Consider the following 23,613-nt stretch of genomic DNA (forward strand, 5'->3'; position numbering starts at 1 on the left):
AAGCGAAGCGAGGAACGGTCATGACCACTACGGTCCAGGCGTCCACCCGGGCGCCGCAGCCCGGCCCGACGCCGTCCGAGGCGTCCGAGGCGTCCGGGGCGCCGCGCGGACGACGCCTGCTGTTCGGCTTCTGGGCCGTCGTGCTGGTGTCCTTCCTCGCGGTGTCACCGGGGAAGATGACGTTCGAGACCAAGCTCGGCGTCGCCCTCGACCCCGGGCGCTTCCTCGGCGACCTCGGTTCGCTGTGGAACGGCAACATGGGCCTCGGCGGCATAGCCAACCAGTACATCGGCTACGCCTTCCCGGCGCTCCCTTACTACGCGTTCATGGACCTGCTGCAGGTGCCGGTGTGGCTGGCCGAGCGGCTGTGGCTGTCGATCATTGTGACCGCCGCCTTCTGGGGTGCGCTCAGGCTCGCCGAACGGCTGCGCGTGGGTACGTCCGCGACCCGGCTGCTCGGTGCGATGGTGTACGCGCTGTGGCCCACCTTCACGATCGTCATCGGCTCGACCTCCGCCGCCGCACTGCCCGGTGCGCTGCTGCCCTGGGTACTGCTGCCGCTGACCTCCGCGGCGCTGAGCCCCCGTATGGCCGCCACACGTTCGGCCATGCTGATCCCCTTCATGGGTGGCGTGAACGCCGCCTCGACCCTGGCCTCGCTGCTGCCCGTGGGTCTGTACCTGCTCAGCCGCCCGGCCGGCCGGCGCCGGCGCGCGCTGCTGGGCTGGTGGATACCGGGCGTCGCGCTGGCCACCGTGTGGTGGGTGGTGCCGCTGCTCCTCCTCGGCATCCACGGCGAGAACTTCATGCCGTACGTCGAGCAGGCCGACACCACCACCGCCACCATGTCCGCGACCGAACTGCTGCGCGGCGCCGGCAACTGGGTGGCCTATCTCAACTTCGGTGAGGCATGGCTGCCGGCCGGCTGGACCGTCGCGACTTCCGTCATCACCATCCTCGGTTCGGCGTTCGCCGCGGCCCTGGGGCTGGCCGGCCTGGCCCGCCGGGACCTGCCGGAGCGCCGCTGGCTGCTGCTGACCGTCCTGTCCGTCGTCCTGATCGCGCTCGCCGGGTACGGCGGTGCCTTCGGCGGTCCGTTCCACGGCGTCGTGCAGGACTGGTTGAACGGGTCGCTGAAGCCGTTCCGCAACATCTACAAGTTCCAGCCGGGACTGGCCCTCGCGCTTGCCCTCGGACTGGCCCACCTGACGGCTGTGCTCTCCGTGAGCAGAACTCCTCGCGCACTTCCCGGTCGCCGCTGGGCGCCCGCGGTGGTGGCGGTGCTGGTACTGCCCGGCCTGGCCCTGCCGTACCTCAACGGCTCGATCCTGCAGCCCGGCGCCTTCACCAAACTGCCCACCCACTGGGAGAAGGCCGCCGGCTGGCTCAAGGACAACGCCCCGAACAGCCGGGCCCTGGTCGTACCGGCGACGGCGCACGGCATCTACACCTGGGGTTCCCCCATCGACCAGCCGTTCGACGTGCTGGCCGAAACGCCCTGGGCACAGCGTGACTTCGTCCCCTTCGGTACGCCCGGCTCACGCCGTATGACGGACGCCGTCGAGCAGGCGCTGCTGTCCGGCACCGAGGTTCCGGGCCTTCAGACGTACCTGGCACGGGCCGGCATGCACGAGGTGGTCGTCCGTAACGACCTTGACCCCGACCAGATCGGTTATGTCCCGCCGCAGACGGTGAAGCGGACCTTGGAATCGTCCGGCTACAGCAAGGTCGCCGGGTTCGGCCCGCTCGTGACCGGCGGGCGCATCGCCGCCGACACCCCGCTGCAGGTGCAGGGGCTGTACCCGCGGCTCCAGTCCGTGGAGATCTATCAGCCCAAGGACCGCGACAGGCGTCCCGACAGGGTCGGTGTGTCGGCAGCGGCGGACACGGCCGTGGTCAGTGGCGGACCCGAGGCGCTGCTCCAGCTGTCGGCCGATCCCTCGATGGCCGACCGGCCGGCCGTACTGGCCGGAGACAGTCTCCCCAAGGGCGTCACCGCACCGGTGAAGGCCGTCGCGGACGGGCTGCGCCGAGCCGACACCCGGTTCGGACTGGTCAACAACAACACCTCGTACACGTACACCGCGGACGAGCGCAATCACTCCGGCAGCCTGCAGAACCCGGGCGAGAAGCCCAAGCAGATCCTGCCGTCGGAGGGCATCGGTCATCAGACGACGGCGGTGCTGCGCGGCGCTGAATCCGTGACGGCCTCCAGCAGTGGCAACTGGCTGTTCCATCTGCCGCAGTACGACCCAGTGAACGCCTTCGACGGCAACCCGGACACCGCGTGGGCCGAGGGCAGCCCGGGCGAGCCGGCCGGTCAGTGGCTCAAGGTGGACTTCTCCGGGCCGACCGACATCCCGGCCTCCATCCAGCTGACGCCCCTCCCGGGCGACAGCATGCGCGCCGCGCCCACGCGGGTGCGGATCGAGACCGACCGCGGTTCGGCCGAAAGCCCGCTGCAGACGAACGGCCAGCCGCAGACCGTCAGGGCGCCGGTCGGCGAGGCCTCCTGGATGAAGATCACCGTCCTTGCCGCGCAGCAGGCGCGGCCGGGCCTGTCCGGGGCCGGCTTCTCCGAGGTGTCGATCCCGGATGTGCAGGTGACGCGCATGCTGGCGCTGCCCGCCGACGCGGAGCGCACCGACGCGGCGGCGACCGTGTACTCCCTGCACCGCGGCACCGACGCGGGCGGCTTGTCGCCCGTATCGGCCGAGGTGGGAATGCACCGGCAGTTCAGCGCCCAGGAAACGGGCGAGTACAAGGTGTCGGCGCGAGCTGTCGCCGTGCCCGGCGGCCCGTTGGACAAACTGCTCGACCGTTCGGCTCCCGGATCGAAGAACCGGGTGACGGCCTCCGTGGACTCCACCAGCCGCAACGGCATGTCACTCAGCGCCCGCAACCTTGTCGACGGTGATCTGACCACCGCCTGGATCGCGGGCGACCGGCCGGTCGTCCACTTGAGCTGGCCCAAGAAGGAGAAGATCGACGAGATCATCCTCGCGCCGGCGGGCGGGGTGTCCACCCGGGCCGAGCAGGTGATGATCAGCTCGCCGCACGGCGCCGCGACGGCTGACGTGGACGAGAACGGGCGGGTCCGCTTCCCGGAGATCGAGACGAACCGGCTCGACATCACCATCAGCAGGGTCGCCCCGCTCACCGTCCACAATCCCGTGGCGGACGCGCAGTTGCAGCTGCCGGTCGGGCTCAGTGAGGTCCACCTTCCCGCACTGGCCGATCTGCGGGTGCCGCCTCCCAAGCCGTCCGCGCGCTTCTCGCTGCCGTGCGGTGAGGGCCCGGTCCTTGCCGTCGGCGGTGTCCTGCACAAGACGAAGGCCTCCGGATTCGTCCGGGACCTCACCGAGCGGCGTCCCGTCACTGTCGCACTCTGCGCGGGAGAGGAAAAGGACGGCACCCTGGACCTTCCGCCCGGCGATCACGAGGTAGAGGCGGGTGACGCGGGCCCGCTGGCGATCACCGACGTCACGCTGACCCGGGGCACTCCGCAGGAGATGGCGGGAGCGTCGGGTCGCGAGGCCACCGTCACCAAGTGGACCGACGACAGCCGGACCGTCTCGCTGTCGGCCGGCTCCGGCGAGGCCACGTACCTGCAGACCTACGAGAACGCCAACGACGGCTGGAAGGCCACCCTGGACGGCACGGAGCTGGAGTCGGTGCGGCTCGACGGCTGGCAGCAGGCCTGGCTGGTCCCGGCCGGGGCGTCCGGCACGATGAACATGGAGTTCGAGCCCTCTGGGCCGTACCGGGCAGCCTTGATCGGCGGTCCGATCGCGCTCGTCGCGCTGGCCGCACTGGCCTTCGTGGGCCGCAGGCGCAACGCCGGTGGAACTGACGAGGAACTGCCCGAACCGGCGGCCCCCGGGATGCTGCTCGGGACGCTGGCGCTGACCGCCGTCGTCGCGGTGGCGGCGGGTCCGCTGGCCCTGGTGGTGCCCGTACTCGCCGTGGCGGCCCGGTTCCGGCCGGCCGTCCTGGCGCCGACTGCGGCGGTGGCAATGGCCGGCGCGGGCATCGCCGCGGCCGTCGGCGCCGGGGAACCGGTCTCCGCCGGGCAAGGCGCGTTCAGCGCCTTCGCCCAGGTACTGGCACTGGTGGCCCTGTCCGCCGCCTTGGTGACGGCGGTGAGCCCGGCGTCCGCGGCCGCCGGTCGGGAAGACGATGGCGGTGCCGACGCGCCGGAAGCCGGACCGATGGTCACGGCCCAGCAGGCAAGCACGGGCGCCGGGGACTGGCCCGAGCCGCCCCCTCGGCATCCGGCAGGCGGTGGCCCGTCATGACCTCGTCGCGGACCGCCGCCGGGTGGAAGGCCGCAACCCCTCCCGGCGGGGTCCGGCTTCCCTTTCCGATCATCGATGAGGTGTCGCGGCACTGCCTCAGTGACGACGAGCCGGAGACCGTACACGTCGAGGTCCATCTGCCCGGACGGCTGGACCCGGCACGGTTGCGGACCGCGTTCCGGCGGGCGCTGCTGACGCACCCCCGGGTGTTGATGCGGGAAGTGCCCGGCCGCCGGCACCGGCGGTCCTTCGTGTGGGAGCTGACTGGCGAACCGGACAGCGACCCGGTGAGCTTCGCGCGGCCGGGACCCGACGCGTTGGGCCGCGCCCGCGCGCGGGCTCTGACGGAATGCCCGTCCCTGGCCCTGTCGCCGCCGATGCGCCTGGAAGTCATCGAGATGGACGGGGGAACGGCCGCCGGTGAGCCGCCGGAGACGGGCGTGCCGGGGGCGACCCGGACCGTGCTGCTGCTGACGATGCATCACACGGCCCTCGACGCAGGGTCCGGGCTGCGGGTGCTCGCCACGACCGCGGAACAGTACGGCGGCTCGGCCGCTCTCCCGGTCCCCGGGCCGGTTCGGCCGGACCCTTCGGGGCCGGCCCCGGCCCCGGCCGTGACCGGCGACACGGGCCGCGCGGCGTGCGCGCGGCCCGTGCGGGTCGCGCCGGACTCCCGCCCCGAGCCGGTGCGCGCCCGCGCCGTGGGCAACGGCATGCTGCAGGCGGAACTGCCCGTTCCGCCGCGTGTGGGCCGGATCGGCGGGCTCCCGCCGTGGACCGTCAACGACCAACTGCTGGTCGCCGCGTCACTGATGGTGGGCCGCTGGAACGTCTCGCAGGGCCGGCCGGCCGGTCCGGTGCGGATCACCATGCCCGTCGATGACCGTCCGCGCGGCAGAGAGATGCCGATGGGGAACGGAACCCGGCTCGTCGAGGTGGCCATGACCTCCGAGGACCCGCGCGACACGGACCTGCTGCTCGGTGAGCGGCCGGACCTGGCGGCCGTGACCCGGTTGCTGCGCACCACCGCTCGGCGCACCCGCGCGCTCAAGTCGGCCCACGGTGCGCCGCTGGGGCCCGGGACGAGACTGTTGACCGCGCCGCTTCTGCCGGTCGGGATCCGGGGCACGCTCATCCGTGGCGCGCGGCGGGCGGCGGCGCCCTGGACGTCGACGGTGCTGGTCACCAATGTCGGACGCGTTCCGTACCCGCTGGACTTCGGCGACGCCGGCCGGGCGAACGCCGTGTGGTTCTCCGCACCGGCGCGGATGCCGCGCGGGCTGAGCGTGGCGGCGACTTCCACCGGCGGGCGACTGCATGTGACGCTGCGCTGGTCGCGGGCGCTGCTCGGTGACGCGGCGGGCGCGGACCTGGCGGGCTTGTTCGAGCAGTCGCTTTCGACGATGTCACAGGTCACCCTGGCCCGGTCGAACGCTTGGGGTTCGGGCCGGAGGCCGACAGAGGCGGACGCCACCGCTCCGGACGCCGAGGCGCCCGGAGCCCGGGACAAGGCATGCCGACCCGGCGTGCCGTACGACCGGGACGCACCGCGTCCGGCCCCGACACCGGGTGGAGCCCGCGAGAGCCATGGGAGGCCATCATGACCCCCTCACCCAACGGCTCCGCCGCCGGGAAATCGCCCGAGGCACCGGTACCTTCGCCGACCCGGCCCGTCCCCGGGCTGCGGGACTTCTACGAGGACCCCACTGTGCCCGTCGCCTCCGGCGAGGCCCGTAGTCTGCGCCAGGCCCGGATGCTGGCCGATGCGCTCGGGCCCGCCGTGCCCGGCAGCCCGGCGGCGACCGTGCTCGACGTGGGCTGCGGTGACGGCTCGGCGGCCGCGATCGCCGCGCGCGTACTGAACGGGCACCGCATCGTGGGAGTCGACTGGTCGCAGGACGCGCTGCGCCGGGCGGCGCCGCGCCTGAGCCAGGTCGTCCGCGGCGAGCTGACCGGCGGTGGGCTGCCGTTCGCCTCCGGCAGCGCCGACGCCGTGCTGTTCAGCGAGGTCGTTGAGCACCTCGTCGACCCCGACAGCGCCCTCGACGAACTGCACCGGGTGCTGCGACCCGGGGGGCATCTGATGCTCTCCACGCCGAACCTCGCCGCCTGGTACAACCGCGGACTGCTCCTCGCCGGAGTCCAACCAGTGTTCTCCGAGGTGAGTCTGCGCCGCATCCACGGCAGGCCGGGCAGCCAGGTGGTGGGCCATCTGCGGCTGTACACGGCGCGCGCGCTGCGCGAGTTCGTGGCGGCGTCCGGGTTCGAGGTGGTGACGGTCGCCGGTGCGCCGTTCCACGGAGTGCCGCGCCCGCTCCGCCCGCTGGACCGCTTGGCCTGCCGACTGCCGTCCCTCGCCTCCATCCTCCTGGTTCACGCGAGGAAGGTGTAGCCCGTGGTGTGGGGAGTGGCCGCCGCACTGGTGGCAAACGTCCTGTACAGCACCGGCTTCGTCCTGGAGAAGCGGGCGCTGGCCGGCATGCCACCGCTGAGCGCCGCACAGCCGGGCCGGGCCCTGCTCCTGCTGGCGGGCAGGCCCTTGTGGATCTGCGGGGCCATGGCGCTCGCCCTGGGGTTCGCCGCCCAACTGGCCGTCTACCGCACACTGCCGATCGCCGCCGCCCAGGGTCTGTTCCTGTCCGGGCTGGTCCTCCTGCTGGTGCTCTCGTCGGTGGTGCTCGGTGAGCGCGTCTCCGGCCGTGAGCGGCGCGCGGTGGCCGTCATCGGGCTGGCGCTGGTCATGGTCGTGTCCTCGCTGTACGAGAGCAGCGAGGAGGTCAGCCGCAGCGCGCCCGCGGGCATCCTGCTGGCACTGTGCGTGCCGACACTCGCGGCAGGACTGCTGCTGTACGCCGCCGCGGAACGGCGCGCCCGCCGGCGTCACCGGCAGCCGACCACCGGAGTGGCCTACGCGGTGGCGATCGGTCTGCTGTACGGAGTCAGCTCGCTCGCCATCAAGGGCATCTCCGGGCACCTGGGCACCTCGGACCTCCAAGGCTCCGTGTCGGCCCTGCTCGCTTCCCCCTACCCGTACCTTCTGCTGTTCACCGGGGTCAGCGGACTGGTGCTGTCGCAGACCGCCCTGCAGCGCTGCCGGGCGTCACTGATCGTCCCGGTGTGCTCGACGGTGACCTGCGTGTTCACCATCGTCAGCGGCACGATCGCTTTCGACGAGCCACTGCCCGAGGACCCGTTGCGGCTGCTACTCCGCCTCGGCGGCACCGCGTTGGCCCTGACGGTCCTGCTCACCATGCCGCGACACGACGCGGACATCCCCACCTCCGAAGGAACCCGGCCATGAAGCCTGACAACCCGCTGCTGAAGATCCTCGCCTGCCCGCTCGACAAGGGTCCGCTGATCCTCGACGAGATCAGGGGCGCTCTCTACAATCCGCGCCTGCGCCGCCGCTATCCGATCGTCGACGGCATCCCGCAACTGCTCCCCTCCTCCGGCGAGCCCGCCGTCGAGCAGGAACACGACGCACTGCCCGCCGGACTGCCCGACTCTGGCAGTTCGTGACCGTCGCTGCGCCTTGACCTGCTTCTTTACGGGGATCCCGCCATCTCCATGCCCTCCCGACGACGAACCATGTGGAGTGCCCAGTCCGGGGTAGTGCGGCGTTGCCCTGACGGAGTTTGACGGACACCAACAAGGACAACCCTTTACGACGAGCCGTTGACGTGGACGTGCTCGTCGCCTTCACCCGATGAGCGTCGCGTCGCCCGTGACGTGGATGCCGGTGCGTTCGCCCGGTCGTACGGATACGGGGCCGGTGACGCGGATGCCGACCGGGTCGCCCAGGCCGTCGACCGAGACGGTGACCATGGCGTCGTGACCGTAGAAGGCCACATCGGTCACGGTGCCCCGGGCCGTCGCGGCTGTGCCTTCGGTGAGTCGCAGTTGCTCGGGGCGCAGCAGGACAGTGCCTTCGCGCCGGACCTCGGTGGGTGCGGTGAGCGGGAGGCGGCCCAGCGCGGTCGCGGCGGTGGCGTCTTCTGCCGTGCCGGGGAGCAGTACGGCGTCGCCGACGAAGCGGGCCACCCACGTGTCGGCCGGGCGGCGGTACACCTCCTGGGGTGTGGCGCACTGGGCGACCCGGCCGTCCCGTACGACCGCGACGAGGTCGGCCGTCGAGAGGGCTTCCTGCTGGTCGTGGGTGACCAGGACGCCGGTCGCGCCGGTCGCGCGCAGGGCGGCCCGGACGTCCGCCCGGACTCCCGCGCGCAGGGCATTGTCGAGGGCGTTGAACGGCTCGTCCAGCAGGACCAGGGCCGGCTCCGGTGCCAGGGCGCGGGCCAGGGCGACGCGTTGCTGCTGGCCGCCGGACAGTTCGTGCGGCATGCGGTCGCCGTATCCGGCCAGGCCGACCAGTTCGAGCATGTGCTCGGTACGGCCGCGGCGTTCGGCGCGGTCCAGGCCGGTCAGGCCGAAGGCCACGTTGCGGGCGACGCTCAAGTGCGGGAAGAGCGCGCCCTCCTGGGGCACGATGCCGACCCGGCGGCTCTCCGGACGGAGGTGGACCCCCGGTGCGGTCAGGGTGCGGCCGCCGACCGTGACAGAGCCCGCGTCCGCCCGCAGGAAACCGGCGATGACGCGCAGCAGGGTGGTCTTGCCGCAGCCGGACGGGCCGAGTACGGCGGCCAGAGCGCCGCTGGGGACGTGCAGGTCGAGTCCGTCGAGGACCGTCGAGCCCGGGCCGTAGGCCTTGGACACTCCGGTGATCCGCAGATCGTTCATGTGCGGTGCCTCCCAAGGAGGTAGGAGGGGATGGCGGCGAGCAGGATCAGCGCCGCCGCGTACGGCGCGGCGGCCGCGAACGACCCGGTTCCCGTCTCCGTCCACAGGCGGGTGGCCAGGGTGTCCATGCCGGTGGGGCGCAGGAGCAGGGTCGCCGGCAGTTCCTTCATGCAGACGACGAAGGTCAGCGCTGCCCCCGCGGCGACCCCCGGCGCGGCCAGCGGCACGGTGATCTCGCGCAGCACGCGCAGAGGACTGCGGCCGAGCGAGCGGGCGACGTCCTCCAGTACCGGCGGGGACTGCAGTACGGCGGCCCGCGTGGCGGCGACCGCGACCGGCAGGAAGAGCACGGCGTACGCGCAGACCAGCAACGGGTACGCCTGGTAGAGCGGTTCGGCGTAACGGACCGCGAAGAAGACGAGCGACAGGGCGACCGTGATGCCCGGCAGGGCGTGGCCCGCGTACGCGGACTGCTCCAGCAGTTGCGCGGTCCGTCCGCGGTGACGGGCGGCGACGACCCCCACGGGCAGGGCGAGCAGGGTGGTGAGCGCGGCGCCCGCCGCGGCGACGCCGAGGGTCGTGCCGGCGGTGTCGAGCAGCCGGGCCGGGTCCCAGGTCGCGGAGTTGCCGACGGCGAGCCAGTACCCGAGCGTCGCCAGCGGCGTGAGGACGGCGACGGCCGTGACCGTCGCGCACCAGGCGAGCGCGGGTACGCGCCACGGGCCGAGGGGAACGGTGACGGCCGGGCGTGCTGTTCCGGTGCCCGTTCTCGCGTGGCCGGCGCGACCGCGCGTACGTGCCTCGGCCGCGACCAGCGCGACGGTCATCACCACCAGGACGACGCTGAGCGCCGCGGCGGGTGTGCGGTCGAAGCTGGCCCGGTACGAGGTGTAGATACCGCGGGTGAAGGTGTCGTACCGCATCAGGGACACGGCGCCGAAGTCGGACAGCACGTACAGCGCGACCAGTACCGCCCCGCCGGCCGCCGCGGGCCGCACCTGAGGCAGCGTCACGCGCAGGAAGGTCCGCAGTGGCCCGTTTCCGAGCGAGCGTGAGACCTCCTCCTGCGCCGGATCCGCGCCGCGCAGCGAGGCCGTGACGGGCAGGTAGACGTACGGGAAGCTCACCAGGGTCAGCGCGAGGGCCGACCCGGTGAAGCCCGCGAGGCCCGGGAAGGCGGACAGCCACGCGAACGCCGCCACATAGCTGGGCACCGCCAGCGGCAGAGTCACCAGTACGGACCAGGCCCTGGCGGCGGGCAGAGCGGTCCGTACGGTCAGCCAGGCCAGCGAAATGCCCAGCACGAGGCAGGCGGTGACGACGACAGCGGCGAGCCCCAGGCTCCGGCCGAGCAGCTGCGCAGTGCGCTCGTTCGCGACGACCTGCCAGGCGAAGGCGGGCCCGCGCTCCAGGGAGCGGACCGCGAGGTAGCCGAGCGGCAGCAGCGCGAACACCGCCGCCACGACGGCGGGAACGACGAGGACGGCAGGCGGGCGGCGCTCGGCGCGCAGCCGCCCGGCCGGCGCGTGAGGTCCGGACGGGCGGGGCGGGAGAGCGTCCGGTCCCGCCGGTGCGACGGGATCCGGGGCAGTCATGTCGCTCAGACCATCCCGGCGTCCTGGAGCATCTTCAGGGTCTCCTGAAGCGATTCCAGCTTGCCGAGGTCGATCTCGGGAGCGTCGAGGGAGTCCAGCGGCGGCAGGTCCTTGACCTTGCTGGTGACGCCGGCGGCCAGCGGGTATTCCTTGGTCTCGTCCGCGAAGTACGTCTGTGCCTTCTTGGACAGCAGGAAGTCCACGGCCTTCTGTGCCGCCGGCGCCTGGTCGCTGCCCTTGAGGATGCCGACTCCGGCCGCGTTGACCAGCGAACCGGGGTCGCCGCCGGGCAGGAAGTGGATCTTCGCGCCGACCTTGTCCTCGCCCTTCTCGGCGACCTGCTCGTACCAGTAGTAGTGGTTGACGAGTCCGAGGGCGACCTCGCCCTCGCTGACCGCGTCCAGCGTCTTGAGGTTGTTCTCGTACACCTTGGGCTCGTTGGCCTTGAGGCCCTTGAGCCAGGCGCGAGTGGCGTCGTCGCCCTCCAGGACGCGCATACCGGTGACGAAGGCCTGGAAAGAGGCGTTGGTCGGCACGTAACCGATCTTGCCCTTCCACTCGGGCTTGGTCAGCTCGTGCACGCTGTCCGGCACCTTCTTGACCTGGCCGGGGTTGTACGCGAGGACGCGGACCCGCCCCGAGGTGCCGACCCAGTCGCCCGCGCTGCCGCGGAACGACGGTTCCACCCGGTCCAGCGACGACTGGGGAAGCTTCTTCAGCAGGCCCTTCGAGGACAGGGCACCGAGGGCCCCGGCGTCCTGCGAGAAGAACAGGCCGGCCTTGGTCTTGTCGCCCTCTTCCTGGATCTGCGCCGCCATCTCGGCGCTGTCGCCGTAGCGGACGGCGACCGTGGTCCCGATCGCCTTCTCGAGATCGTCCAGGAGCGGCTTGACCAGGTTCTCGTTGCGGCCGGAGTAGATCACGAGACCGGCGTCGTCCTCGGGGTTGCCGCAGCCGCCGACGGTGGCGAGGAGGGCCGCCGCCGCGCCCAGCGCGGTCAGACGTCGGATCAGGGGGCGTCGCATGCGAAGCCTTTCTGCAGAGCTCACTTGCGCCGCGCGTCGCGTCGCGTCGTCAGGGAGCGAGCGGCGTAGCGGGGCCGCGGAGGAAGCTGGGGACGCCCTATGAATAAGGTAAAGCTAACCTAACGTCAAGAGTGACGTACGTAACGTTTCGGCGGTGTCGGCCGGACGGCGAAGCCGACCTTACCTCGTCTTTATCTGTGCACGCGCAGTGGATCACCTGTGATGTTCCTGTGACTACCCAAGCAGGTAAGGCTTTCCTAAGATGCGCTCGTGAAAGCCCCTTCCGGCCTGCTCCCAGGCGCCAAGACCGTTCCGTTCGCCCGCGGCCTCGCCGCTCACGGCGACCGCACGGCCGTCATCACCGCCGACGGCCCGGTGTCCTACCGCGAGCTCGCCGTACGGGTGGACGCCGCCGCCCGCCGCCTCGGCCCGGCCCGGCGCCTGGTCCTGCTCGTCGCCGCCAACACCGTCGACGCTCTCGTCGTGCACCTCGCGGCCCTGGCGGCGGGACACCCCGTCCTGCTCGTGCCGGGCGACCACCCCGAGGCCGTGCGCTCACTGATCGACGCGTACGACCCGGACGTCGTGGCGCACCCGGACGGCGGGCAGTGGGTGTTCGACGAGCGGCGTCACGTCTCCGCGCACACCCTCCACCCGGACCTCGCGCTGCTGCTGAGCACCTCCGGCTCCACCGGGTCGCCGAAACTCGTCCGGCTTTCGCACGAGAACCTTCAGGCCAACGCCGAGTCCATAGCCGATTACCTGGACATCCGGGACACCGACCGCGCCGCGACCACCCTGCCGATGCACTACTGCTACGGCCTCTCCGTCATCCACAGCCACCTGCTGCGCGGCGCCGCGGTGATCCTCACCGGCCTCTCGGTCACCGACACCTGCTTCTGGGAGCTGTTCCGCAGTGCCCGCGGATCGACGTTCGCCGGCGTCCCGTACACCTTCGACCTGCTCGACCGGATCGGCTTCGCCGCGATGGAACTGCCCCACCTGCGGTACGTCACGCAGGCCGGCGGACGGCTGGCGCCCGACCGGGTCGCGCGGTACGCCGCCCTGGGCCGCACCGCCGGCTGGGACCTGTTCGTCATGTACGGCCAGACCGAGGCGACGGCCCGCATGGCCTACCTGCCGCCGCATCTCGCCCAAACCCGCCCCGAGGCGGCCGGAATCCCGGTCCCCGGCGGTTCCTTCCGTCTCCGGCCGCTGCCGGAGTGGCCGGGCGAGTCCACCGGAGAGCTGGTGTACGCGGGGCCCAACGTCATGCTCGGCTACGCCGAAAGCCCGGACGACCTCGGGCTGGGCCGTACGGTCGACGAACTGCACACCGGGGACATCGCCCGGCGCACCCCCGACGGGCTGTACGAACTGGTCGGCCGGCGCAGCCGGTTCGCGAAGATCCTCGGTCTGCGGATCGACCCCCAGCAAGTGGAGGCGATGCTCGACAAGCGCGGCGTCACCGCTTGCTGCACCGGTGACGACGACGAGCTCGCCGTGGCCGTCGCCGGCGCTACGAACGCCGTCGACCCCGTCGATCCCGTCGACCCCGTCGATCCCGTCGAGGTGCGACGGCTGGTGACCGCCGAATGCGGTCTGCCGGCGCGCGCCGTACGCGTCTGTGTCCTTCCCGAACTCCCCAGGCTCGCCACGGGGAAGCCCGACTACCCGGCGATACGCGCGCTGACCCGGCCAGAGCCCGAAGCCCCTGCCGACGCGGCGACAACCGCGTCACCGCCCGCCGTCGACCTGTGCCGGCTGTACGCGCGGATTCTCGACCGGGACGATGTCACCGAGGACAGCAGCTTCGTCGGCCTCGGTGGCGACTCCCTGTCGTACGTCGAGATGTCACTGAACCTCGAAGACGCCCTGGGGCACCTGCCCGACAACTGGCACACGCTCCCCATCCGCGACCTCCGGCAGCCGCCCGCCCGGCCCGCCCCACAGCGACGCGGCACCCGCCGCCGCACGCTGGAAACCAGCGTCGCCCTGCGCGCCGTAGCCATCGTCCTCATCGTCGGCTCGCACATTCATCTCTTCTGGATCAAGGGCGGAGCGCACGTACTGCTTGGCGTGGCGGGGTACAACTTCGCCCGCTTCCACCTCACTTCGGCCGACCGGCGCGAGCGCGTACGGAACGTCGGCCGCAGCGTCGCGCGGATCGCCGTGCCGAGCATGGCCTGGCTCGCGCTGATGCTGCTCGTCACCGACGACTACCGCCTCACCAACGTCCTGCTGCTCACCAGCCTCCTCGGCCCCAACGACGGCTTCTGGTTCATCGAGGTCCTCCTCTACATGCTGGTCGCCATGGCCGCGCTGCTGGCCGTCCCACAACTGGACCGCGCCGAGCGGCGTTTCCCGTTCGCGCTCCCCGCTGTCCTGATGGCCCTCGGGCTGATCGGCCGCTACGACCCCTTCGGTCTCGACGCCCGGGGACACGTTCCGCTGGTGGTCACGGTCTTCTGGCTCTTCGCCCTGGGCTGGACCGCCGCGCGGGCGACCACGGTGGGACAGCGGCTGTTCGTGAACGCCGCGGTCCTGGCGACCGTGCCGGGCTTCTTCAGCGGGGAGCCGGCCCGCGAGGTGGTCGTCGTGGCCGGCCTGACACTGCTGATCTGGGTCCGGAGAATACCGAGTCTCACCTCCGTCAACCGGGTCGCCGGCGTACTCGCGGGCAGTTCGCTCTACATCTATGTGACGCACTGGCAGGTTTTCCCGCGCCTGGAGGACCAGTTCGCGCTGGTCGCGACGCTCGCCTCGCTCGTCGTCGGCATCGCGTACGCCGCCCTGGCGACCCGCGCCATGAGGTGGCGCCCCTCCCTCCGCGGCCGGCGGTCACCCTTCGCGCGGTATCGGCGCGTGCGGGCCGAGTGAGCCCTGCGGGGACGTCTGGCAGCACGCCGGGCGCGCACCCGCCCGTACCGGCTCAGCCCTGAGCGCCCGTCCTCCGTCCGGACCGCGCACCGGCCCTGTGCAGCGCCGAGCGCTCGTCCTCACTCAGGCCGCCCCACACCCCGGTGCGCTGTCCCGAACGCACCGCGTAGGTGAGGCACTGCCGCGTCACGGGGCAGCGCCCGCACACCTCCTTGGCCGCGGCCTGCTCGTCCAGCGCGGGCCCCTTGGCCCCCACGGGGAAGAAGATCTCCGGGTCGGCGTCCGCGCAGGCGGCCCTGCGCAACCACCTCTGGTCCATCGGGAGCCCGTCCATGAGCCGCCGGGTGCCCGTCCCGTCCGGGGGCAAACCCCGGTGTGTGCGCGATCCGGACATTCAGGAATGGCGGCGCCCGCCGGGGGGACCCGGAGCCGCGTAAGGAGCCGGCGAGGAGGAGAGAGCGATGCGCGCACTGACCTGGCACGGAAGGCGGGACGTACGGGTGGAGACGGTGCCCGACCCGCAGCTGAAAGAGCCGACCGACGTGATCGTACGCGTCACCTCGACCGGCATCTGCGGTTCCGACCTGCATCTGTACGAGGTCCTGGGGCCCTATCTGGATCCGGGAGACATCCTCGGACACGAGCCGATGGGCGTGGTCGAGGAAGTCGGCGCGGGCGTCTCCACGCTCGCGCCGGGCGACCGGGTCGTGATCCCTTTCAATGTCTCCTGCCAGCACTGCTTCATGTGCGAGCAGGGCCTGCACTCGCAGTGCGAGACCACCCAGGTCCGGGAGCGCGGCATGGGCGCGGCGCTGTTCGGATACACCAAGCTGTACGGTCAAGTCCCGGGCGGCCAGGCCGAGTTCCTGCGCGTGCCGTTCGGTGACAGCCTGCCCGTCAAAGTGCCCGAAGGGCCGCCCGACGAACGCTTCGTCTACCTCTCCGACGTGCTGCCCACCGCCTGGCAGGCCGTCGAGTACGCCGCGATTCCGCCCGGCGGCACCGTGACCGTACTCGGCCTCGGACCCATCGGCGAGATGGCGGCCCGCGTCGCACTGCACCGGGGCGCGAGCCTGGTGGTCGGCGTCGACCTGGTGCCGGAGCGGCTGAGCCGCGCGGGCACCCGTGGCGTCAAGGCGCTCGACCTGCGCGGTTACGGCAAGGACCTCCCCGACGCCATCCGCGACCTGACCGACGGCCGGGGCACCGACGCCGTGATCGACGCCGTCGGCATGGAGGCACACGGGGCTCCCGTCGCCAAGGCGGCGCAGTGGGTGACCGGCCTGCTGCCCGACGCGGTGAGCCAGCGGCTGATGGAACACGCCGGAGTGGACCGCCTGCACGCCCTGTACACCGCGATCGACGTGGTGCGCCGGGGCGGCACGATCTCGCTGTCCGGCGTGTACGGCGGCATGGCGGACCCGATGCCGATGCTGACGCTCTTCGACAAGCAGATCCAGTTGCGGATGGGCCAGGCCAACGTCAAGCGCTGGGTGGACGACCTCCTGCCGCTCCTCACCGACGGCGACCCCCTGGGCGTCGAGGGCTTCGCCACCCACTCCATGCCGCTCGCGGACGCGCCGAGGGCGTACGAGATGTTCCAGGCCAAGCAGGACGGCATGATCAAGACGCTGCTCAAGCCCTAGCCGCGCGGGGCGAAACGGTGTTCTGGAGCGGGACGAGAACGCCCCGGCCGGAAAGCGTCCGGCCGGGGCTCCCGTACTGCGGTGTGGCTAGTCCTGCTCGGCTCCCGCCGGGAGCGTGCGCAGCTTCATCGTGGTGTGTGTCCTGAACGCCCAGTCGAGCATCTTCTTGGCGTCCGTGTAACGGTCCGGGCTGTTGAGAACGACGCCCGCGACCGTCCGGTCGCCCCGCTTGGCGGCGAACACCAGGGCAGGGACCCGCGACGGAACCGGTACCGGTCTTGATACCGATCGCGCCGCTGTACGAACCGAGCAGCTTGTTCGTGTTGTACCAGGTGTACACCCGGCCGTTGGTGGCCGTCTGCTTGGTGCTGGTCGCCTTCACGACCGACCCGAAGGTCGAGTTCCCGAGGGCGCGCCGGGCAGCTTGGCCGAGTCGCGCGGCGTGGTGTAGTTGTTCCCCGCCTGTGAAATGCCGTCGAAGGAGTCGTACTTGGTGTTGGCCATCCCCAAGTCCGAGGCCTTCTTGTTCATCTTGGAGATGAACGACTTGGTGCGGGCCGCCTCGGTGGTGCCCGTGCCGAACGTGTCGGCGAGGGCGAACGCGGCGTCGCAGCCTCGATGGCGACGTAGTCGCGGTAGCTCTGCTTGACGGTGATCTTCTTGTTGAGGTCCACGCCACGGGTCTCCAGCACCACGACGGCCGTCATGACCTTCGTCGTGCTGGCCATCTGCCGCTTGGTGTCGGCGGCCTTGCTCCACAGCGTCTTGTTCGGCTTGCTGTCGAGCAGGAACGCGCCCTTCGCGCCGACGGAAGGACCGGTGGCCGCCTGTGCGGAGGACATGGGTGTGATCACCGCGAATGCCGCCGTCGACGAACGGCATGCTCGCATCAGGTTCGCAGCGGGGGAACGGTGAGGTGTGCGTGAAGGTGATGTGACTTGTTCAGGACGGAGTTGACGGAGCCGGCCGCCGGCAGAGCCAGTCGTACGCGGCCTGCGCCGTGAACTCGTCCTGGCCGCCGGGGAAGAGCAGCCCGGCCGTGGCGAACGCCGGATCGTCCTGCGTCCCGCGCACGTACGGCACGGCGACGCAGCGCATGCCCGCGGCGTGCGCCGCCGCAGCGCCGGCCGGGGCGTCCTCCAGGACCACGCAGTCGGCCGGCGCGACGCCGATCCTGCGCGCGGCCTCCAGGAAGACGTCGGGCGCGGGCTTGCCGTACGGCACCTCTTCGGCGGAGACAACCTCGGTGATGTGGGTGTCCAGACCGGTGCAGGCGAGCACGGCCTCGATGGCGGCCCGCGAGGAGCCCGAGGCCACGACCATCGGGGTCCCCTCGGAGTGCAGCCGCTCCACGAACTTCCGCATCTCGGGGAAGATCTCGGTGGACGCGGCGGCCAGCTCCAGGTACAGCCGGTTCTTGCCGGCGAGCATCTCGTCGAGCGGCGCGGTGATCCCGTACCGCTCCCGCAGGGAGGCCAGCGTCTCGCGCGTGCCGATGCCGATGAAGCGGGTGTGGTCCTCCCAGCCGAAGTCCGTGACGCCGTACCGGGCGAGCAGCTGCCTGCCCGCCCGGTAGTAGTTCGGCTCGCTGTCCACGAGCGTGCCGTCGAGATCGAAGATGACCGAGGTGCGGTGCGGGAGGCTCATGGCACCAGCATGCCAAGCCGGCCGGTCAGTCCCGCTTCGCGGCCGCCCGGCCCACCGACTCGACCAGCGGAAGCAGCCGGTGCGGGACGCGCTCGCGCAGCGCCACCTCGGTCCGTGTCCGTACGACGCCGGGAATCTGGATCAGCCGCTGGATGACGTCCTCCAGATGCCCCGCGTCACGCGCGGCCACCCGCGTGAGCAGGTCCCCGCCGCCCGTGATGGAGTACGCCTCGATGATCTCCGGTACGGCCGCCAGGGCGTCGCCCACCTCGTCCAGATGCCCCTGCGTGACCTCGACGTGCACGAAGGCGAGCACCGGGTGGCCGAGGGCGGCGGGGGAGAGGCTGGGACCCGTACCGGTGATCACACCGTCGCGCTCCAGCCGGTCGAGGCGGGCCTGGAGCGTTCCACGCGCGATCCCGAGGAGGCGGGCGTACTCGCGCACGCTCGTGCGCGGCTGCTCGATGAGCAGCCGCAGGATGCGGGTGTCGAGCTCGTCCACTGCCATGATCCGTTGGTCTCCTTCTGGCCCTGCTGTCGGACCACCGACTGTACCAATGGTCCAGTCGTATGGGGACGAGTTGAGCCACTGTGCCTCTTGATGCTTTCCTTTTACTTATTGATGGCGCCGCCAGCGCCGGACGGCAACGAAGCCGACTTCCGGACCCACGGCGCCTTCGCCATGTCTGAAGTCCGAAGCGGGTGCTTCGTACGCCGAAGGGGGGCGGAACCTACCGTCGTGAAGAGGATGTTTACCGCTCCTGATCCGGGGCTCCTGCGCCTGCGCGTCTCCACGCGCGCCGTCATCGGCGTGGGTCTTTCGGTGGCGGCCGCCGAACTGGCCGGGCTGTCCCTGACCGCCTCCATCACCGCGGGCCTGGCCGCGCTTCTCGCGCTCTTCACCGTCCAGGACGCGACCGTGCGCCGCCAGGCCGCCACGACCGCCCTGCTCCCGGTCGCGGGCTTCCCCGTGCTCGCCCTCGCGACAGCGCTGCACGGCGCACCGCTCCTGCGCGACCTGGCGTTCCTGCTGGTCGTCTTCTGCGGCGCGTACGCCAGGCGGTGGGGGCCGCGCGGGCACGCGCTCGGCATCTTCGCGTTCATGCAGTTCTTCGCCACCCAGTTCCTGCACGCCGTCCCCGGCCAGCTGCCCGAGCTGTACGGCGCCCTCGCGCTCGCCGTCGCCGTGTCGGCCGCCGTGCGCTTCGGGGCGTGGTGCATCGAGCGGCGCACCCCGCCGCCCGCCGTCCCGCCGCCGCTGACCGGGCGCGGCCTCGCACGGCCCACCACCCGGCAGGCGTTCCAGGTCACCGCGGCGTGCGCGTTCGCGCTCGCACTGGGCCAGCTGCTCTCCCAGGAGCGCTGGTACTGGGCCGTCGGCACAGCCTGGTGGATCTTCGTCAACACCACGGCGCGCGGCGAGACCCTGGTACGCGGCTTCCGTCGCGTACTCGGCACGGTCGCCGGCATCGGGGCCGGCCTGCTGATCGCCGTACCCGTCGCCGGGGCCCCCGTGCCGACCGCCGCGCTCGTCGCCGTCTGCGTCTTCGGGATCTTCTACACGGCCGCCCCCTCGTACAGCTGGATGATGTTCTTCGTGACCGTCATGGCCGGTCTGCTGTACGGACTCCTCGGCGTCCTGCACCCCGGACTGCTCCTGCTGCGCTTCGAGGAGACCGCCGTCGGCGCGATCGGCGCGGCCCTCGCCGTCGCCCTCGTCCTGCCCGTCACCACCCACGGCACGACCGACGCCTGGATCCAGCGCGCCCTGCACTGCGTGCGCGCCTGCACGGCGGACGCCGCCCGCCGGCTGGCCGGGGACGACACGGCCGACCCGGCGCACCGCGTCGCCGAACTGGAACTCCTCCTCGGCCGGGTGCGGATCTCGCTCGCCCCGCTGGTGCACCCGCTCAGCCCGCTGCGCGCCCGCAAGGCCCGCGCCCGCCAGGTCATCGCCCTGCTCGACGACTGCGCCCGGCTGGTACGTGCCCTCGCCTCCGTCGCCGCCGACCCCGACGCCTCCCACGACGCCCGCCTCGCGGCCGCCTGCTGGCGCGTGGAGGCCGCGGTGGAGGCGCTCGTATCGCCGTCGGCCAGGCCCGAGGGCGCGGAGCCGCCGCTCGCGCCCGTACCGGCGTCCGGGCACCACCCGGGGGCCGAGGCCGCGCTGCGTCATCTCCACGAGCTGGAGAGGGCGCTCGCCGACCTCGCCACGCCCCTGCGCACCTCACCGCGCGCCCCCGTGGTGAGCGCCTGAGCCGGGGCCGGCAACCGCCGCCACCGAGCCGCCCGCCGCCCCGGCAGAATGTGATCAAAGCTGTCACAGCTCTTGAGGCTGTACGCGGTCAACTGGCGGAAAGGGGCTCCACGGTGAGCAGCAGCAACGAGGCCGAACGGGCTGGGCGTACCGGGCGGGCTGGGCGTACCGGGCGGTCCGGGCATTCCGGCCGGTCCGGGCGGGCGTTCATCGGGTCGTTCACCTCGGCAGGGGGACATGGGATCACCGCCGCCGCCGTGGACCCGGAGACAGGCGCCCTGACCGTGTTCGGATCCACCGACGCCGTCGCCGACCCGTCGTTCCTCGCGCTCGCCCCCGGCGGAGAGATCCTGTACGCCGTGAGCGAGGGCGAGGACGGTGCCGTCGCGGCCTTCGACGTGACCGGCGACGGCGCCCCGCTCCCGGTCGGTGAGCCGGTCCTCGTGGGCGCCGCCGCGCCCACCCACCTCACGCTGGCCGCCGGGCACCTGGTGACCGCCAACTACGGCTCGGGGAGCGTCACGGTGCTCCCGGTCGGCGCGGACGGCGCCCCGGAAGCGGCCACCGGCGTACTGCACCACCGGGGCAACGGCCCCGATCAGGACCGCCAGGCGGGACCGCACACCCACCAGGTGCTGCCCGACCCCACGGGACGGTGGGTGCTCAGCGTCGACCTCGGCACCGACTCCGTACGGGTCTGCGAACTCGCTTCGGCCACCGGGACGCTGCGCGTGCACACCGAGACCGCGCTGCGGCCGGGCACCGGACCGCGCCACCTGGCCTTTCACCCCGCAGGCGGTCACGCGTACGTCCTGGGTGAGCTGGAGCCGACCGTCACCGTCTGCCGCTGGGACGCCGAGTCGGGAGTGCTCGTACCGCTCGGTGAGGCCCCTGTGGTGGAGCCGGGCGCCGACGGGGCGACGTACCCCTCCGAGGCTGTCGTCGCCCACGACGGGCGCTTCCTCTGGGCGGCCAACCGCGGGCACGACAGCGTCGCCGTGCTCGCGCTCGACGCGTCCGGCGCGAAGGCGCGGTTCGTGACGACGGTGGAGTGCGGCGGGCAGTGGCCGCGCGACCTCACCCTGGATCCCTCGGGGCGCAGGCTGTACGCCGCCAACGAACGCTCCGGGGACGTCACCTGGTTCGACATCGACCAGGAGACGGGCGTCCCGCGCCGAGCCGGCTCCATACAGGCCCCGGCGGCGTCCTGCGTCGTCTTCGGCTGACAGGAGCGCCCGAGGGCCCGCACCGGTCGGTTTCACCCGGTGCGGGCCCTCGGCCTTCGTGCGTGCCCGGTCCCTCCGTACCGCGGTCGGCGTGCGGTGGGAGGGCGTCGCTCAGTGGGCCGGCATGCCCTGTGCCGGCTGGTGCGGGGCGATGCCCAGTGCTGTCGTGTAGTGCGACAGGGCGAGCTTGCCGATCGCGGGGTAGGCGCCCAGCGGCTCGGCGGTCGCGCAGTCCGCCTCCTTGACGGCCGCGTCCAGCAGGCTGTCGGGCACCTCGGGGCCGATCACGTACGGCGCCAGCGCGAGCTGGGTGGAGCCGGAGCCGCGCAGCTGCTCCGCGACGGCGCCGACCGAACCCTCCTCGTCGAGCGCGGCCGCGATTACCGGTACGGCGAGACGCGCGGCCAGCAGCATGCCGGTGATGCCGGCGGCCTGCACGGCCTCGTCGCCGCCCACGGTGGCCAGGATGATGCCGTCGGCCGCGGTGGCGACCGTGAACAGTCTCGCCCGGTCGGCGCGGGCCAGGCCGGCCTCGGAGAGGCGCACGTGCAGGGCCTCGGCGAGGAGCGGGTGCGGGCCGAGGACGTCGGTCAGCTCGACGGCGGCACGGCTGTCCATGACGGCCTGCCGTATCCGGCGCATCAGAGCGTTCTCGGGGCCGGCGAGCAGCGGCACCACGACGGCGGCCGGGCCCTGCGGCTCGGCGACCTCGCGGCCCGCGGCGAGCGCCTGCTCGTAGCGGGCGGTGCGGTCGGCGGCGGTGCGCGCGAGAACGTTCTCCAGCGCGGGGTACTCGTCGTTGTCGCCGTCGAGATAGCCGATCCTGGCCTCAAGCCCGGGCAGCTCGGAACGGGCGATACTGACGACTTCCTCCGCCAGGCTGCGCGACGCGCTGCCCGGCGTGCCGGGGACGGCGAGGACAAGCGCGGGCGCGCCCTCGGGAGCCACCACGGGTTCCGGCCGGCGGTGCCGTCCGGACTGGCGTGGTCGCGGCATTCGTACAGGCAGGCCGGATGCGGGCCCAGTGGGGGAGCTCATGGCGCCGCATGCTACTGCGTTTGTCTGCTTGGCTGTTCGGGGAGGGGGCGTTGCAGCGGTGTCTGTCCGCATTTATCCCGTGAGTCGCTATGAGTTCAACTGCCCTGCTCTGTCGGTACGTGCAACAGGCGCCCGTCGACCGGCAGCCGCAGACCGTCCGTGGCGAGCGACGCGGCGACGCGCACGGCTCCGGCCAGCGGATCTCCGGCCGCCGGGACGGTGCGCGCGTGCGGCAGCCGCTCGGCGAGCGCGTCCCGCAGCGGTACGAGCAGCGGGTCGCCCATCTTGAACAGACCACCGGTGAGGGCGACCTCGCACTCCCCGGACGGCGGGCAGACGGCAGCGGCGGCGTCGGCGATGTGCCCGGCCGCCTCCCGCAGGATCCCCGCCGCGACCGGATCGGCGGGTTCGGCTGCAGCGCAGCGGGCCACCTCCGGCGCGAACGAGGCGAGCACGGCGGGGCGGTCGGCGCGCAGGTAGAGCAGGCCGGGCAGTTCGGGCGCCGGACCGAAAACCGCCTCCACGCGGGCCAGCAGGGCGCGGGAGCCACCACCGCGCCCGTCGTGGGCGCGCATCGCGGCTTCGAGTCCGGCGCGGCCGATCCAGGCACCGCTGCCGCAGTCGCCGAGCAGATGCCCCCAGCCGTCGGCCCTGCGCCAGCGGGACAGGTCCGTACCGAGCGCGATCATCCCGGTGCCGGCCGCGACCACCGCTCCCGGCCGCAGGCCGAGCGCTCCCGCGTACGCAGTGACGGCGTCGGCGGCGAGCGCGAGGCGCCGTACGCCCAGCGCGCTCTTCAGCGCCCCGGGCAGCCGGGCCCGCAGGTCGTCGCCGAGGGTCGCCATACCGGCGGCGCCGATCGCCACGGCGCCGATCGTGACGGGGGGCGTGGAGCCGCCGTGCCGGTCTCCGGCGTCCGGGTCTCCGGCGCTGTCGAGGAGTGCCCGTGCCATGGGCAGCAGCTGGTCCAGCAGATGCGCCGCGTCGATTCCGGCGGGCCCGGTGCGTACGGGCTCACGCGACGCGGTGGTCGCGGCGTGTCCGGTGTCCGGGCGCCCGTTGCCCGAGGCTTTCGCGAGCGCCACCCGCAGCCCCGACCCGCCGGAGTCGACCCCGAGCACCCACGGCGTCACGGCAGTCGTCCGGACGTCCGGCGAACGCCTGCTTGACCTCATGGACCGGCTCCGGGGAGAAGAGGAGTGACCGCGGCAGCCTATCCCGGCCTCGCCTGCTCGGATCGGGCAGAACTACGGCCACCGGTGCG

At 72.4% G+C, this 23,613-nt stretch carries 17 protein-coding genes and 1 pseudogene; 9 read left to right on the plus strand and 9 right to left on the minus strand.

The features are described from left to right. Positions 1–20: 20 nt before the first annotated feature. From J7E91_RS23035 to J7E91_RS23055, 5 genes are read left to right on the plus strand one after another with little or no spacing between them, the layout of a single operon-like run. Positions 21–4,298 (plus strand): alpha-(1->3)-arabinofuranosyltransferase family protein, encoded by a 4,278-nt coding sequence (locus tag J7E91_RS23035; protein WP_214907855.1) that lies wholly within the window; start codon positions 21–23, stop codon positions 4,296–4,298. Continuing rightward, positions 4,295–5,902: a condensation protein gene (locus tag J7E91_RS23040; protein WP_214907857.1), complete on the plus strand. Its 1,608-nt coding sequence runs from the start codon at positions 4,295–4,297 to the stop codon at positions 5,900–5,902. Before J7E91_RS23035 ends, J7E91_RS23040 begins: the two co-directional genes overlap by 4 nt. Beyond that, a complete protein-coding gene (locus J7E91_RS23045; RefSeq protein WP_214907859.1) occupies positions 5,899–6,690 on the plus strand; it encodes a bifunctional 2-polyprenyl-6-hydroxyphenol methylase/3-demethylubiquinol 3-O-methyltransferase UbiG in 792 nt (263 codons plus the stop codon). The genes J7E91_RS23040 and J7E91_RS23045 overlap by 4 nt, the downstream gene beginning before the upstream one ends. A gap of 3 nt (positions 6,691–6,693) precedes the next feature. Then, positions 6,694–7,599, plus strand: coding sequence for a DMT family transporter (locus J7E91_RS23050; protein ID WP_308376941.1), 906 nt, complete (start codon positions 6,694–6,696; stop codon positions 7,597–7,599). Then, positions 7,596–7,817 (plus strand): Trm112 family protein, encoded by a 222-nt coding sequence (locus J7E91_RS23055; RefSeq protein ID WP_214907861.1) that lies wholly within the window; start codon positions 7,596–7,598, stop codon positions 7,815–7,817. Before J7E91_RS23050 ends, J7E91_RS23055 begins: the two co-directional genes overlap by 4 nt. A 180-nt stretch (positions 7,818–7,997) precedes the next feature. Here the strand turns inward: J7E91_RS23055 and J7E91_RS23060 are convergent, their stop codons facing one another. From J7E91_RS23060 to J7E91_RS23070, 3 genes are read right to left on the minus strand one after another with little or no spacing between them, the layout of a single operon-like run. Next, positions 7,998–9,035, minus strand: a complete 1,038-nt coding sequence (locus J7E91_RS23060) for an ABC transporter ATP-binding protein (RefSeq protein WP_214907863.1) — start codon at positions 9,033–9,035, stop codon at positions 7,998–8,000. Then, on the minus strand, positions 9,032–10,630 hold the full coding sequence (locus J7E91_RS23065) for an iron ABC transporter permease (protein WP_214907865.1): 1,599 nt from the start codon (positions 10,628–10,630) through the stop codon (positions 9,032–9,034). Before J7E91_RS23065 ends, J7E91_RS23060 begins: the two co-directional genes overlap by 4 nt. A gap of 5 nt (positions 10,631–10,635) precedes the next feature. After that, positions 10,636–11,655, minus strand: a complete 1,020-nt coding sequence (locus J7E91_RS23070) for an iron ABC transporter substrate-binding protein (protein WP_214907867.1) — start codon at positions 11,653–11,655, stop codon at positions 10,636–10,638. A gap of 270 nt (positions 11,656–11,925) precedes the next feature. Here J7E91_RS23070 and J7E91_RS23075 point away from each other — a divergent pair, with 270 nt between their 5' ends. Further along, the gene (locus J7E91_RS23075; RefSeq protein WP_214907869.1) at positions 11,926–14,535 is read left to right on the plus strand and encodes an AMP-binding protein; all 2,610 of its coding nucleotides are present in this window, start codon (positions 11,926–11,928) and stop codon (positions 14,533–14,535) included. Positions 14,536–14,587: 52 nt separating this feature from the next. Here J7E91_RS23075 and J7E91_RS23080 read toward each other — a convergent pair whose 3' ends face one another. Next, positions 14,588–14,869: a WhiB family transcriptional regulator gene (locus J7E91_RS23080; RefSeq protein ID WP_374224767.1), complete on the minus strand. Its 282-nt coding sequence runs from the start codon at positions 14,867–14,869 to the stop codon at positions 14,588–14,590. 127 nt (positions 14,870–14,996) lie between these two features. Between J7E91_RS23080 and J7E91_RS23085 the strand changes: the two genes are divergently transcribed. Next, the gene (locus J7E91_RS23085) at positions 14,997–16,181 is read left to right on the plus strand and encodes a zinc-dependent alcohol dehydrogenase (RefSeq protein ID WP_214907871.1); all 1,185 of its coding nucleotides are present in this window, start codon (positions 14,997–14,999) and stop codon (positions 16,179–16,181) included. An 87-nt stretch (positions 16,182–16,268) separates the two neighbouring features. On the opposite strand, the pseudogene J7E91_RS23090 reads toward J7E91_RS23085, so the two are convergent. The 3 genes and pseudogenes from J7E91_RS23090 to J7E91_RS23100 all read right to left on the minus strand — a co-directional run bounded on the left by J7E91_RS23090 (position 16,269) and on the right by J7E91_RS23100 (position 18,336). Then, positions 16,269–17,071: pseudogene (locus J7E91_RS23090) on the minus strand (D-alanyl-D-alanine carboxypeptidase family protein). Between the two features lie 52 nt (positions 17,072–17,123). Continuing rightward, a complete protein-coding gene (locus J7E91_RS23095) occupies positions 17,124–17,828 on the minus strand; it encodes an HAD family phosphatase (protein WP_214907873.1) in 705 nt (234 codons plus the stop codon). A gap of 25 nt (positions 17,829–17,853) precedes the next feature. Then, entirely contained in the window at positions 17,854–18,336 is a 483-nt protein-coding gene (locus J7E91_RS23100; RefSeq protein WP_214907875.1) for an Lrp/AsnC family transcriptional regulator, read from the minus strand. A gap of 240 nt (positions 18,337–18,576) precedes the next feature. Between J7E91_RS23100 and J7E91_RS23105 the strand changes: the two genes are divergently transcribed. Both J7E91_RS23105 and J7E91_RS23110 read left to right on the plus strand, forming a co-directional pair. After that, complete coding sequence (locus tag J7E91_RS23105; protein ID WP_214908167.1) at positions 18,577–20,085, plus strand: FUSC family protein; 1,509 nt, start codon at positions 18,577–18,579, stop codon at positions 20,083–20,085. Between the two features lie 209 nt (positions 20,086–20,294). Further along, positions 20,295–21,311 carry a lactonase family protein gene (locus J7E91_RS23110; RefSeq protein ID WP_308376982.1) on the plus strand — a complete coding sequence of 339 codons (1,017 nt, stop codon included), beginning with the start codon at positions 20,295–20,297 and terminating at the stop codon, positions 21,309–21,311. A 111-nt stretch (positions 21,312–21,422) separates the two neighbouring features. Here J7E91_RS23110 and J7E91_RS23115 read toward each other — a convergent pair whose 3' ends face one another. Both J7E91_RS23115 and J7E91_RS23120 read right to left on the minus strand, forming a co-directional pair. Continuing rightward, positions 21,423–22,349: a sirohydrochlorin chelatase gene (locus J7E91_RS23115; RefSeq protein ID WP_214907879.1), complete on the minus strand. Its 927-nt coding sequence runs from the start codon at positions 22,347–22,349 to the stop codon at positions 21,423–21,425. A 95-nt stretch (positions 22,350–22,444) separates the two neighbouring features. Then, on the minus strand, positions 22,445–23,524 hold the full coding sequence (locus J7E91_RS23120) for an N-acetylglucosamine kinase (RefSeq protein WP_214907887.1): 1,080 nt from the start codon (positions 23,522–23,524) through the stop codon (positions 22,445–22,447). Between the last annotated feature and the right edge of the window lie 89 nt (positions 23,525–23,613).

This window comes from Streptomyces sp. ISL-99, assembly GCF_018614005.1.
Classification (GTDB): Bacteria; Actinomycetota; Actinomycetes; order Streptomycetales; family Streptomycetaceae; genus Streptomyces; species Streptomyces flavidovirens.

Bases quoted from the DNA above. Each gene is read 5' to 3' on its own strand.
- J7E91_RS23035 (WP_214907855.1), top strand. From the start codon at position 21: ATGACCACTACGGTCCAGGCGTCCACCCGGGCGCCGCAGCCCGGCCCG.
- J7E91_RS23040 (WP_214907857.1), top strand. From the start codon at position 4,295: ATGACCTCGTCGCGGACCGCCGCCGGGTGGAAGGCCGCAACCCCTCCC.
- J7E91_RS23045 (WP_214907859.1), top strand. From the start codon at position 5,899: ATGACCCCCTCACCCAACGGCTCCGCCGCCGGGAAATCGCCCGAGGCA.
- J7E91_RS23055 (WP_214907861.1), top strand. From the start codon at position 7,596: ATGAAGCCTGACAACCCGCTGCTGAAGATCCTCGCCTGCCCGCTCGAC.
- J7E91_RS23060 (WP_214907863.1), bottom strand. From the start codon at position 9,035: ATGAACGATCTGCGGATCACCGGAGTGTCCAAGGCCTACGGCCCGGGC.
- J7E91_RS23065 (WP_214907865.1), bottom strand. From the start codon at position 10,630: ATGACTGCCCCGGATCCCGTCGCACCGGCGGGACCGGACGCTCTCCCG.
- J7E91_RS23070 (WP_214907867.1), bottom strand. From the start codon at position 11,655: ATGCGACGCCCCCTGATCCGACGTCTGACCGCGCTGGGCGCGGCGGCG.
- J7E91_RS23080 (WP_374224767.1), bottom strand. From the start codon at position 14,869: ATGGACGGGCTCCCGATGGACCAGAGGTGGTTGCGCAGGGCCGCCTGC.
- J7E91_RS23085 (WP_214907871.1), top strand. From the start codon at position 14,997: ATGCGCGCACTGACCTGGCACGGAAGGCGGGACGTACGGGTGGAGACG.
- J7E91_RS23095 (WP_214907873.1), bottom strand. From the start codon at position 17,828: ATGAGCCTCCCGCACCGCACCTCGGTCATCTTCGATCTCGACGGCACG.
- J7E91_RS23100 (WP_214907875.1), bottom strand. From the start codon at position 18,336: ATGGCAGTGGACGAGCTCGACACCCGCATCCTGCGGCTGCTCATCGAG.
- J7E91_RS23105 (WP_214908167.1), top strand. From the start codon at position 18,577: ATGTTTACCGCTCCTGATCCGGGGCTCCTGCGCCTGCGCGTCTCCACG.
- J7E91_RS23115 (WP_214907879.1), bottom strand. From the start codon at position 22,349: ATGAGCTCCCCCACTGGGCCCGCATCCGGCCTGCCTGTACGAATGCCG.
- J7E91_RS23120 (WP_214907887.1), bottom strand. From the start codon at position 23,524: ATGAGGTCAAGCAGGCGTTCGCCGGACGTCCGGACGACTGCCGTGACG.